This is a genomic window from Gemmatimonadaceae bacterium (assembly GCA_036496605.1).
Lineage (GTDB): Bacteria > Gemmatimonadota > Gemmatimonadetes > Gemmatimonadales > Gemmatimonadaceae > AG2.
Window position 1 is genome coordinate 19,770 of sequence record DASXKV010000006.1, and the last position, 12,435, is coordinate 32,204.

The window sequence follows — 12,435 nt, forward strand, 5'->3', positions numbered from 1 at the left end:
CCGGGCAGCCATATTGGACTTTCGACCAATCGTTACTTTAGAAGGAACCCTCCATTCGGTCGAACAATGAAGCGCCTCTCTCTGATCATTGCAGCCGCCGTCCCGCTCCTCGCTGCCGCGCCGCAGCAAGAGTCTCGGAACCCGGAGCTTGCGCGTCTCGAGCGCGAAGCACAAAACGTCTCCATCACGCGTGATGATTGGGGCATTCCCCACGTCTACGGGAAGACCGACGCCGACGCGGTGTTTGGTCTCGTCTACGCGCAGGCGGAAGACGACTTCAATCGCGTCGAGACAAACTTCATCAATGCGATCGGGCGGCTCGCCGAGGCAGAAGGGGAAAAGGAGATCTACCGCGACCTCAGGATGAAGCTGTTCATCGATCCAGACACGCTCAAGGCGGACTACGCCGCGAGCCCGGACTGGCTCAAGAAGCTGATGGACGCCTGGGCCGATGGGTTGAACTTCTATCTGGCGAAGCATCCCACGGTGAAACCGCGTGTTATCACGCACTTCGAGCCGTGGATGGCGCTGAGCTTCAGTGAGGGGAGCATCGGCGGCGACATCGAGCGCGTGAACCTCAATCAGCTCGCGGCGTTCTACGGAAACCAACCGCGTGAAGACAAGGGATCACAGCGCGAGGACGAAACCACGATGCCTAACGAGCCGAGCGGCTCGAATGGGGTAGCGATCGCGCCGTCGAATACCGTTGGGCATCACGCCTTGCTCCTGATCAACCCGCATACGTCGTTCTTCTTCCGTGCCGAGGTGCAGGTGCACAGCGACGAGGGGCTGAACGCGTACGGCGCGGTCACGTGGGGGCAGTTCTTCGTCTATCAGGGTTTCAACGATCGCATCGGTTGGATGCACACGTCGAGCGGCGTCGACGCGATCGATGAGTATCTCGAGACGATCGTGAAGAAGGGCGATCAGCTGTTTTACAAATATGGCAACGAGGAGCGACCCATAACGGTGAGTACGATCACCGTGCCTTACAAGACGGCGAGTGGTATGGCGACGAAGCAGTTCACCGTGTACCGCACACATCACGGACCGATCATTCGTGAGCAGAACGGCAAGTGGGTCGCCATTCGGCTCATGAACGAGCCGGTGAAGGCGCTCACGCAGTCCTACACACGGACGAAGGCGCGCGATTACAAGTCGTTCAAGCAGATCATGGATCTGCACACGAACTCGTCGAACAATACTATTTACGCGGACGCCGACGGGAACATCGCCTACTTTCATGGGAACTTCATTCCGCGTCGCAATACTCGCTTTGATTGGTCGAAGCCCGTGGAGGGAAGCGACACCGCCACCGAGTGGCACGGCTTGCTATCCGTCGACGAGTCGCCGCATCTGCTGAATCCTGCAAGCGGATGGCTGTATAACTCCAATAACTGGCCGTGGTCGGCCGCGGGACCGTCGAGCCCGAAGCGTGCGGACTATCCCGCCTACGTCGAGACGGGTCGTGAGGAGTCGTGGCGCGGCTACCATGCCTTGCGTGTGCTCTCGAATCGCAAGGATTTCACGGTCGAGCGGCTCCGCGCTGCGGCCTACGACAGCTATCTCCCCGCTTTCGAGAAATTCATCCCTTCCCTCCTCTCCGCGTACGATCAGTTGCCGGCGAGCGACCCGCTCAAGACGAAACTCGCCGAGCAGATCAAATTGCTGCGTGGGTGGGACTATCGTTGGGCAGTTCCGTCGGTGGCGACCTCACTTGCAGTGTTCTGGGGCGAAGAGATGACTCGGCGCGTCGGCGCCGAGGCGCGCCGCGCCGGCGTCTCGACCGATGACTACATCCTCGGGAAGGCAACGCCGGCGGAGCGCGTGGAAGCGCTCGCCGCGGCATCGGACAAGCTCGGCGCCGACTTTGGAAACTGGAAGACGCCGTGGGCCGATATCAACCGCTTCCAGCGCCTAACGGGTGACATCGTCCAACCCTTCAACGACGCCGGGGCGAGCATTCCCGTCGGGTTCACGTCGTCGCGATGGGGCTCGCTCGCTTCGTTTGGCGCGCGGCCATATCCGGGGACAAAGAAGTGGTATGGCACGAGCGGCAACAGCTTCGTTTCGGTCATCGAGTTCGGGGATAGCGTGCGAGCAATTGCGGTGACCGCGGGCGGTGAGAGCGGGCATCCGGCCTCACCACACTTCAACGACGAGGCGCAGCGATACGCGACTGGTGACCTGCGCCCGGTCTACTTCTATCGGTCTCAACTCGCGGGCCACACGGAAAAAACGTACAATCCAGGCGCGGAGGTCGAACCATAGGCTTGCCGCGTGACGCTCGACGAGGAGTCCAAGGTCTCATATGCCTAACGATTTTCAGGAGCAGGAGCAGACGAGACTGCGGGTCGCGCTATCCGTGGCGGCAGGTTTTCTCGCGGAAGTGTTCACGATCGCCGTCGTCGGGATCGTCATTCTCGGCCACCGACTGATGGCTCCTGGGCAGTCTCCGGACGTTCAGCGTGAGTTCAATTTCCGCGCGGCGTACATCACGGGCCCGCTCTTTGGTGTGATCTTCACGTACGTGATGGCAACGTGGGTCGTGCGCAAAGCCAAGGGGCGATACTTCGCGCATGCGCTGCTCGTCGGCGCGGGAGCGATCGTACTCCACGTCGTGACCACGATCGGCGCGCCGGGTGGATACGGCTTGATCCATGGCGTCGCCGATTTCCTGAAGCTCGTCGCCGCGGTGACGGCGGCGTACGTGGGCGAACGCAAGAGGGCTGGCCGCGTCGTCACCGCCTAACGTGGTGCGCATCCGTGGCGACGGCTAACGTCTACACTCGCCGCTGGTTCTCCACCTTCCTCGGCCGGATCGACGCGGCGATCGTCGACCGCGAGATCGCGTTTCTACGCAGGCACCTGGCCGCGGGCGCGCGCGTGCTCGACCTCTGCTGCGGCACCGGCCGGCACGCGGCTCCGTTGAGCGACGCTGGATTCCGCATCGTCGGCCTCGATCGAGACGCGTCGGCATTACGCGACGCAAGATCGTGGGCGCCAGCCGCAGACTTCGTGCGCGCCGACATGCGGCAGTTGCCGCTCGAGACAGGCAGCGTCGACGCAGCGATCTGCATGTGGCAGAGCTTCGGCCATTTGGATACTGAGGGTAACGAGGCCATCCTCGGCGGGCTGGCGCGCGTGCTGCTACCTAACGGTTGCCTGGTCATGGATCTCTATCACCTGGATTTTCACGCCGCGCACCAGGGCGAGCGAACGATCGAGCGCGATGGCGAGCGCGTGTTCGAATCGCGCCGGATGCATGGCGATCGGCTGCGCGCGACGCTGCGCTACGAGTCGAGCGGCGAGTCGGAGGAATTCGAGTGGCAGTTGTTCACACCCTCGGCCATTGGAGCAATGGCTCGGCGAGCTGGATTGGAGGTGCGGTTGGTTTGCGCCGAGTTCGACGAGCACGTTGCGGCGTCGAGCGAGCGGGCGAGGATGCAGCTTGTGTTTAGAGGGATGTGAACGGCGGAAACCGCGTGAACGGCGGTGCGAAGAGAAGGATCTAGTGGACTGTAACTGAGATAATGAGAGCAGATGCGAGAGCAGGCGCTTTCCACGCCAAAACAACAAAGCGCATTACGGATTCGACGGATGGACGGATGCTCCGGATCGCTCCGGATCGCTCCGCGAAGAGGACGACTCCGCCTGCCACGAGCCGGGAATATTTGTTAACTGCACACCGATTGAGCGTTGGTGGCGAATCGAGCGCTAGAGGCGTCCCGAGGCCCTAACAAAAATCGTCCGGGCTCGTTGCGCGCAGCTGGATCAAGCAAGGACCGAATCCGTTTGATCCGTGCTATCCGTCGAATCCGTAATACTTCTTTGTCATTGTGGCCTTTTCGGCTGGGCCAGTTTTGATATGGAGTCGGCAAGCCGTGCTCTCACAATCTCAATTACAGTCCACTAGTATCCGTGCCTTGTGGCTCGCCCCTAACAATTGATGCTAGATCCTGGGTCGCTTCGCTCCGGAGGATGACAAAGCCTCTAGCGGACCCCTTCCCCGTTCCTACATTCGCGCACTATGGGCAGCCCCACACCGCTGCACGACCTCTCCAAACTCCGTATCGATCGCGACGCGCCAACGGCCGGCGTGAGACGGGCAGTGATACGAAACGCGATCTTCGCGGTAATCGTGTTCGCTCTTGCCGCGGCCGTGCTTCTCGTTTTGCGCCAGCGATCGGTTGTGCCGGTGCAGACGATCGTCGCCGCCGTGTCGAACGATCCTGGAGTGAAGAGCGGTTCCAGCGGCGCAACGAGCGTGACGGCCAACGGGTACATCGTCGCCCGCACGCGCGCGTCCGTGTCGTCCAAGGTTCCCGGACGACTCGCGTACCTCGGCGTGAGCGAGGGATCATTCGTGACAGAAGGCGAGATCATCGCGCGACTCGAGAATGGCGATTACGCGGCGCAGGTCGCGGAGGCAAACGCGAACATCGCCACCAGCCATGCGCAGGTCGTCGAAGCGGAAGCGGATCGCGATCAGCAGCAAAGCGACGCGAAACGCTTGCGCGACATTCGCGTTCAGAACAAGCAGCTCGTATCGCAGCAGGAAGTGGATGCCGCCGAGACGAAGCTCGCGACCTCCGACGCGCGCGTGAAGGCGGCGCAAGCGCGCGTCATCGCGGCCGATGCATCGTTGCGTTTCGCGCAGGTGAATCTCGCGAACACCGAGATTCGTGCGCCGTTCACGGGTACGGTTTTGCGCAAGGAGGCCGAAGTTGGGGAGGTCGTCGCCCCGTCGGTGGGTGGCGGATTGACGCGCGGTGCGGTCGTGACGATGGCCGACCTCAAGAGCCTCGAGGTCGAGGTCGACGTGAACGAGGCATATATCGCGCGCCTGCACGGCGGACAAGCAGCGCGGATCACGCTCGATGCGTATCCGGACACGTCGTTCGCCGGCCACATTCGGCAGGTCGTGCCGACGGCCGATCGGCAACGGGCGACGGTGCAGGTGAAGGTGACGATCGTCGATCGCGATCCCCGCATTCTGCCCGAAATGGGCGCGCGCGTCGATTTCCTCGAGCCCGAGGCGAAGCTCGCGGGCGCACCTGCGATCGCGTCGGCACCGCGAATTCGGGTTCCGGCCGCGGTCGTTCACGAAGAGAACGGCCAATCGATCGTGTGGCTCGTGCGCGACGGACGCCTCGAGTCGCGCGCCGTCGAGGCAGCGCCGACGAGCGCCGGGTTCCGAGAGATTCGCAAAGGACTCGCCGGCGGCGAGATGTTACTGGCCGGCGGCGTCGATCAGCCGAAGACGGGGATGCGGGTGACGTTTACGAAACCCTAATTCGTTGGGAGTGGCATTATGGCCCTGGTCGAGATTCGCGACGTCTACAAGTCGTTCCAGCGTGACACGCAACACATCGATGTGTTTAACGGCATCACCCTCGACGTGGACGAGGGGAGCTTTCTCGCTCTGATGGGTCCCTCGGGCTCGGGAAAGTCCACGCTGCTCAACCTGATCGCGGGCCTCGACAAGCCGAATGCCGGCACGATTCGCGTCGCAGGCTCCGAAGTCAGCGCGATGAAACCGCGCCAGCTCGCGCCGTGGCGCGCGCGGCATGTGGGTTTCGTGTTTCAGCAATTCAACTTGCTGCCGGTGCTGACGGCATATCAGAACGTCGAGCTGCCGCTGCTGCTCACGCGGCTCTCGAAGAAAGAGCGGGACGAGCGAGTGCGTATCGCGTTAGGCGTCGTGGGACTCGACGATCGGATGGATCACTATCCGCGGCAGCTGTCGGGCGGGCAGGAGCAGCGCGTCAGCATCGCGCGCGCGATCGTCGCCGACCCGACGGTGATTCTCCTTGACGAGCCGACCGGTCAGCTCGACGGCAAGAGCTCGCAGGAGGTGCTCACCCTGCTGAAGCGTCTCAATGCCGAATTCAGGAAAACGATCGTCATCGTGACGCACGACGCTCACGCCGCCGAGCGAGCGACGACGGTGCTCCATCTCGAGAAGGGCGATCTCATTCGCAGCGACTCCGTGCCGAGCCTTCGGGCTGCCGAGGCCGCAACGGCGCGGGTGCCACGATGAAATACCTACCGTTGGTGCTCGCCAATCTCGGACGCCACAAGCGGCGCACGATCCTGACCATAACGAGTGTCGCGCTGGCGCTCTTTCTGTTCGCGTCACTCCAAACGGTGGTGACGACGATCGCGAACGCCGCGAATGTCGGGAGCGTGCGTCGTCTCGTCTCGACGAGCGCGACCGGCATCGTCTTCCCGCTGCCGATCTCGTACGCGAATCGTCTGCAAGCCGTGCCCGGAATCGAGGCGGTGACCTACGCGAACTGGTTCGGCGGCCGCTATGGCGATGGCAGGAAGTTCTTCGGCCAGTTCGCCATCGATCCGAAGTCGTACCTCGACATGTACCCGGAGATCTCCGTCCAGGAAGATCAGAAGCAAGCCTTCGTTCAGGAGCGCTCGGCAGCGCTCGTCGGCAAAGGACTCATGAATGCGTTCGGCTGGAAGCTCGGGCAGAACGTCACGCTTCAGGGAACGATCTATCCGGGCGACTGGACGTTCACGATCCGAGGCACCTACACGCCGACGGCTGCGTCGATCACCGATGACATGATGTTTTTCCACCACGACTATCTCGATGAGCGCACCGGCCGACAGGGTCTCGTTGGCTGGTACGTCGCGCGCATCGATCATCCCGATCGCGCGGCGACCATCGCGAAGACGATCGACGATCAGTTCAAGAATTCATCATATCCTTCGAAGACCGGCACGGAACAGGCCTTCAATGCAAGCTTTGCGACGATGTGGGGCAATGTGAGCTTGCTCATGGGCACGATCGGCATGGCGGTCGTGTTCGCGATCCTCTTGGTGTCGGCGAACGCGATGATGATGAGCGCACGGGAACGGACGCGCGAAGTCGCGATACTGAAAACGATCGGCTTCGGTGACACGACGTTATTCGGCGTCGTGATGCTCGAGGCAGCCGTCATCGCCGTTACCGGTGCCGTGATCGGTCTCGGCGGAGCGAAGGTGCTGTACAAAGCGACACATTTCAGTGGCGGCGGCTTTCTCCCTGGCTTCGATGTCACGGGCACAACGCTGGCCTTAGGCTCGGCGGTCGCGATCGTTCTGATGATCGCGAGCGGTGCCGTGCCGGCGATTCGCGCCGCGCGGCTGCCGGTGATCTCGGCACTGAGGCAGGTCGAATGAAGATCCCATTCATCTACAACGCGCGGAGTGTCATTCAGCGGCCCGCGTCGACGGCGTTCACCGCCGTCGGTATCGCCCTCGTCGTCGCGGTGTTCATCGGCATGCTCGCGCTGGCAAACGGCTTCCGCGCCGCACTCGCGCGCACGGGATCCGATAACAACGCGCTCGTCCTGCGCCGCGGTGCGGACTCGGAGCTCTCCAGCGGCATCGATCGCGAGACGGCGAACCTGATCGCGACGTCGCCGCATGTCGCCCTTGCCGCCGACGGTCGCCCGCTGGTCAGTCCCGAGGTCTACGTGCTCGTCCCGCTCGTTAGGGTCGGCGGTGACAGCAATGCGGTCGGGAATGTGGTGATTCGCGGCATCAGTGAGAAGGCGTGGGATGTGCGCGCCAATATCCATGTCGACAACGGCCACCGCCCAGCCTCGGGCCGCAGTGAGATCTGCGTCGGGACGAAGATCCTTGGCCGATACAGGAATACCAGTATCGGTGACAGGCTTCGCTTCGCCGGTCGCAACTGGGACGTCGTCTGTAACTTCAGCGCCGGCGGCTCCGCATTCGAGTCGGAGATCTGGGGCGAGAACGAGCAGTTCATGCCCGTGTTCCGTGGCCAGGTGTTCCAGTCCGTCTCGTTCCGCTTGAAGGATCCAGCAGCGTTCGAGGAAGCGAAGCGGGCGCTCGAGGGAGACAAACGACTTCAGGTGGACGTCCACCGGGAGTCGACGTTCTACGTCGACCAATCGAAGCTGCTCGGCGACATTCTCCAGTTCCTCGCGATCGTGATCACGAGCATCATGGCAATTGGCGCGGTATTCGGCGCGGTAAACACGATGTACGCTGCTGTCGCCGGTCGGACGCCGGAGATCGCGGTCCTGTTGACGTTAGGCTTTCATCCGCGCAGCGTGCTGGCGAGCTTCCTCGTCGAGTCGGCGCTGATCGCCGCGATCGGTGGCATCATCGGTTGTTTGATTGCGCTCCCCGTCAACGGATTTGTTGCGAGCACAACCAACTGGTCGAACTTCAGCGAGATCGCCTTCAATTTCCGGGTCACGCCTGGACTTCTGCTCGCGGGACTGATCTTCGCCGTCGTTATGGGAGTGGCGGGCGGATTCTTTCCCGCCAGACGAGCGGCGAAGCTTCCGGTCGTGCAAGCGTTGAGGTAAGGTGGTTCGTGATCGGTGTCTGGTCGTTGGTGGCACCCAACTACCAACGACCAGACAGCAATAACCAATAGACATGCTCGCCCTTCTAAAGCTCCTCCAATCGCTCGTCAAAACATTGCACTCCGACGGAACGCCGACCCAGATCGGGCTCGGCGTCGCACTCGGAGCGGCATTGGGACTGACGCCGATCGCGAACGCGCACAATCTGATAGTTCTATTGCTGCTCGCGGTGCTGAACGTGTCTTTTGGCGCGGGTATGTTGGCCTGGGCGGTCTTCGTGCCTGTGGGATTCATGCTCGACCCGCTGTTCGATCGCGTCGGACACTGGCTCCTGATCGACGCAGCATCCCTTCGGCCTCTCTGGACGACGTGGGACAACACGCCAGTGCTCGCGCTCACGAACTTCAACAACACCGTCGTTCTCGGTAGCGTTGTCGTCTGGCTCGTGCTCTTCGTACCGCTCTGGTTCGTGTCGCGGGTCGCGATCATCCGCTATCGCGCGACAATCGGCGAGCGCGTACGCCAGTCGCACTTCTACAAGGTTCTCTCCGCCTCCCAGGTGTACAATGTCTACCGCTGGTTCCGTCCGTAGCGGCTCGACGCCGGCCTACGGTCCGCCCGCGGCTGGCAGCGGCGCGGCGCCTAACGGGTCGAGCGGCCGCAAGCGCAAGGCGTTCTTCCGCTGGCAGGGTATCGTGCCGATCGTGCTCGTTGGCGCGCTCGTCGCGTTGGTTTGGTTGCTCTTCGCCGAGCGCCTTCTGCGCAACACCATGGAGGAAGCGGGCACCAAGGCGTTAGGCGCCGAAGTCGACGTCGCGGATCTCAAGATCCATCTCACGCAAAGCGCCATCGAGATCGCGGGCATCGCCGTCGCTGATCCATTCGATGCCCATAGGAACCTCCTCGAGATCAAGCGCCTCTTCGTCGAGCTCGAGCCTGCACCGCTGGCGGAGAAGAAGCTCGTCGTGAGCCGGCTCACGATCGGGGATGTCCGCACCGGCACGACACGAGCCACTGTCGCGCGGCCCGTGCCTGCGGGCGGCTTTGCGACGTCGGCGCTCCGCGCCATGCAACAATGGGCAAAGCAGTTCGACGTACCGCTCCTCTCGTTCACACCTATCGACACGATCAAGTCCATCGTGCTCGATCCGACGCAGCTCACGTCGGTGAAGGCCGCGCTTGCGCTCGCGGCACGCGGGGACTCGGCGCGCAACAGCGTCGAGAAAGGCTTCGCGAATCTGAAGTTGCAGGCGACGCTCGACTCCTCGCGCGCGCTGCTCACGCGACTTCAGGGCACGAACGTTCGTACGCTCGGCATCTCCGGCGCGCGCTCCGCGGTCAATGATATTCGGCGCGTGTCCAGCCAGGTAGATTCAGCGAGGAAGCGAGTTGAGAGCTTTGCAAATGGCTCGCGTGCTCTTGTGGACAGCATGCAGAGTGGATTGCGAACGCTGGACGACGCCCGCAAAGCCGACTACGCCTTCGCCCGCCGATTGATCAAGCTGCCGTCCGTCGACGCACCGGACATCGGCTCGGCGCTCTTCGGCAGGGTGACGATCGACAAAGTTCAGGAAGCTCTCTACTGGAGCCAGCTCGCGCAGCACTATATGCCGCCCGGCCTCTTGCCGAAGGAGTCTGAGGGGCCAAAACGACTTCGCGCATCGGGAACGACTGTGCACTTCGTGAAGCCCGCAGCCTATCCACGCTTCCTGCTCCGTCGCGCTGATCTCAGCGTCGCGATAAGTGACGGACCTGCGAAAGGGAACTACGTCGCCGCCATCACGAATGCGACAACCGAACCGGTGCTCGTCGGCCAGCCGACAACGTTCGCGGTGAGACGTGCCGCAAGCGGCACGGGTATCGATTCGCTGCGCCTAACGGGACTGCTCGATCACCGTACGGCGAAGCCGCGCGACGTGGTGAATCTGCAAGCGGCGGGCGTCGCGCTACCGGGGTTTCCAATTCCGGGGCTTCCCTATCGCGCCGAGCTGGGGCGCGGCGCCACCGCGCTCTCGTTGTCGCTCGACGGCGATCAGCTCGCGGCGAAATGGATGGTCGCATCGAACAAGATGGCTTGGGTTGCAGACAGCAGCGCCAGCAAGCGGCTGAACACAATCGAGTCACTCGTCGCGCGGGTTCTCACGGGCGTCTCGGCGCTGCAGATGAACGCCGACGTGACCGGCACGTTGAAGTCGCCCAAGCTCGCGGTGAGCTCGAATCTGGATCGCCTCGTCGCCGATCAGCTGCGCAATGTCGTCGGTGCTCAGGTGGCCGCGGCCGAGGCCAAGTTGCGCGCCCGCGTTGACAGTCTGGTCGATGAGAAGGCCGCGCCGGTGAAGCAGCGCGTCGCCGATCTCCGCGCGAGCGCAGACAAGCGCGTCGGCGATGCGCGCGCGCAGCTCGATGCCGAGAAGCAGAAGCTCGACGCACAACTCAAAGCACTGAGCGGCGGACTAGTCGGCCTGCCCTGAGGCGTGCGAGGCGTGCGAGGCGCGCGAGGCGCGGGATTAACAGACTGTGAATCGATCAGAGTTCTGGGCGCCGCCTCGGGATTCCCGTCTGGAGACGGCGCCGCTGCTGGACCGGGCCATCCGCGTGCGCCGCATCATTGAGCAAACGCTCACGGTCGGCAGCATCGATCAACCGGCCGTTCGCGACGACGGCCGCGATGTGCGAGATGTTGCGAATATCGGCCAGCGGATCGCCATCGAGGAGGACGAGATCCGCGACCTTCCCGACCGACACCGTACCGAGTGTGTCCGTCGCATGCAGGAAGCGGGCAGGGTTGAGCGTGGCAGCCTGCAGCGCCGCGAGGGGCGTGAGTCCCGCCGCCACGAGCCGAGCCAGCTCGTCGTGCAGGCTGAATCCCGGCAGGCAATACGGGTTGAGCTCGTCGGTGCCGGCGAGGATCGGCACGCCGTCTCGCCAGAGCTCACCGACAATGATCGTCTCACGGCGGAACTGCGCCTGCTGCGCCGCCGCGCCGCGCCCACCTCGCTCGATCGTTTCGGCGCGGTCGAACCAGCGCTGCCTAACGACTCGCGGTACGTAGCGAAGCCGAGGATCGTTCTCGAGTGCTGGGTCGTCGAGGTGCGTGACGTTGTAGCGGACGGTCAGCGTCGGGACCTGCCAGGTTTGGTTGCGCACGAACGTCGCCGCGAGGGAATCGCAGCGCGCCGCATCGTAGGTGGAATCGATCAGCCCACCGGCGCCACGCTCGAAGCTCGACGCGGCGGCCCAACCGCGCGACGAGATCGTGCGCGCTGTCCCCTCGACGATCTGCGACTCGAGTGCGGAACAGCCCAGTGCCACTCCCGTTAGGTGCTCGATGCTGCGCTGACCCGCATCCGAAGCCTCGGCCGCGGTGATCGCGATCGTCACGTGGCCCGCGAACGGGATGCCGAGCTTCTTCGACTCCTCGGCAATCGCGAAATACGTGTCGCGTGGGAGATGGCTGTAGACCTTGATAAAGTCGGCGCCGTCGCGTTGGAGCGAGCGCACGACGTTCCGGGCGTCGTCGGCATTGCGCACCCGAATCGAATTGGGCCACACCGGTTCTGGTCCATCGACGAGGTTTCCGGCGGCGACGAGACGCGGGTGCCGGCCATCGCGCTCCGCGACGCGCGATCGCCAGTCGCGAATGACGCCCGGGTCGCCCCACATGTCGCGCACGCCGGTAACTCCGTTGGCGACGAACAGCTCGGCGACCGCGTCGGCCATGTTCGGCCACGCGGCGTGGACGTGCATGTCCCAGAGCCCGGGGATGAGGAACTTGCCGCGTCCGTCGACCACGCGCGCGTCCGAGGGCGCCGCTTCGGAATCGATGCTCGCGATGCGGTTGCCTCTCACGACGACCGTCGCGTCGGCGAGCGGCCGGCCACCGGTCACGTCGATGACCGTGACGTGCGTGATCGCGATGGCCGCCGATGGAGCAATATCGGGCGATCGGCTGGACGACGAACACGCTGCCACGACGACGACGATCAGGGCAACGAAATATCTCACGTACTTCGCGACCCCTTGATACCAACCGAAGTCACGCCCAAGCTGTCCAAGCCCTAGACTCTACGCTCTAGCCCCTAGCCCCCCG

10 protein-coding genes are annotated in these 12,435 nt (G+C 63.4%); 9 read left to right on the top strand and 1 reads right to left on the bottom strand.

What is annotated here, in order from left to right; translation table 11 throughout:
• Positions 1-66 precede the first annotated feature (66 nt).
• The 9 genes from VGH98_03390 to VGH98_03430 all read left to right on the top strand — a co-directional run bounded on the left by VGH98_03390 (position 67) and on the right by VGH98_03430 (position 10,816).
• The gene (locus tag VGH98_03390) at positions 67-2,271 is read left to right on the top strand and encodes an acylase (GenBank protein ID HEY2374997.1); all 2,205 of its coding nucleotides are present in this window, start codon (positions 67-69) and stop codon (positions 2,269-2,271) included.
• A 40-nt stretch (positions 2,272-2,311) separates the two neighbouring features.
• The gene (locus VGH98_03395) at positions 2,312-2,752 is read left to right on the top strand and encodes a hypothetical protein (GenBank protein HEY2374998.1); all 441 of its coding nucleotides are present in this window, start codon (positions 2,312-2,314) and stop codon (positions 2,750-2,752) included.
• Positions 2,753-2,766: 14 nt separating this feature from the next.
• On the top strand, positions 2,767-3,471 hold the full coding sequence (locus tag VGH98_03400; GenBank protein HEY2374999.1) for a class I SAM-dependent methyltransferase: 705 nt from the start codon (positions 2,767-2,769) through the stop codon (positions 3,469-3,471).
• Positions 3,472-4,030: 559 nt separating this feature from the next.
• Positions 4,031-5,296: an efflux RND transporter periplasmic adaptor subunit gene (locus VGH98_03405; protein HEY2375000.1), complete on the top strand. Its 1,266-nt coding sequence runs from the start codon at positions 4,031-4,033 to the stop codon at positions 5,294-5,296.
• Positions 5,297-5,314: 18 nt separating this feature from the next.
• A complete protein-coding gene (locus VGH98_03410) occupies positions 5,315-6,043 on the top strand; it encodes an ABC transporter ATP-binding protein (protein HEY2375001.1) in 729 nt (242 codons plus the stop codon).
• The gene (locus VGH98_03415) at positions 6,040-7,182 is read left to right on the top strand and encodes an FtsX-like permease family protein (GenBank protein ID HEY2375002.1); all 1,143 of its coding nucleotides are present in this window, start codon (positions 6,040-6,042) and stop codon (positions 7,180-7,182) included. The genes VGH98_03410 and VGH98_03415 overlap by 4 nt, the downstream gene beginning before the upstream one ends.
• The gene (locus VGH98_03420) at positions 7,179-8,345 is read left to right on the top strand and encodes an FtsX-like permease family protein (GenBank protein ID HEY2375003.1); all 1,167 of its coding nucleotides are present in this window, start codon (positions 7,179-7,181) and stop codon (positions 8,343-8,345) included. The genes VGH98_03415 and VGH98_03420 overlap by 4 nt, the downstream gene beginning before the upstream one ends.
• A gap of 73 nt (positions 8,346-8,418) precedes the next feature.
• Positions 8,419-8,937 carry a TIGR03546 family protein gene (locus VGH98_03425; protein HEY2375004.1) on the top strand — a complete coding sequence of 173 codons (519 nt, stop codon included), beginning with the start codon at positions 8,419-8,421 and terminating at the stop codon, positions 8,935-8,937.
• The gene (locus VGH98_03430) at positions 8,912-10,816 is read left to right on the top strand and encodes a TIGR03545 family protein (protein HEY2375005.1); all 1,905 of its coding nucleotides are present in this window, start codon (positions 8,912-8,914) and stop codon (positions 10,814-10,816) included. The genes VGH98_03425 and VGH98_03430 overlap by 26 nt, the downstream gene beginning before the upstream one ends.
• A gap of 55 nt (positions 10,817-10,871) precedes the next feature.
• Here the strand turns inward: VGH98_03430 and VGH98_03435 are convergent, their stop codons facing one another.
• Entirely contained in the window at positions 10,872-12,350 is a 1,479-nt protein-coding gene (locus VGH98_03435) for an amidohydrolase family protein (GenBank protein ID HEY2375006.1), read from the bottom strand.
• Between the last annotated feature and the right edge of the window lie 85 nt (positions 12,351-12,435).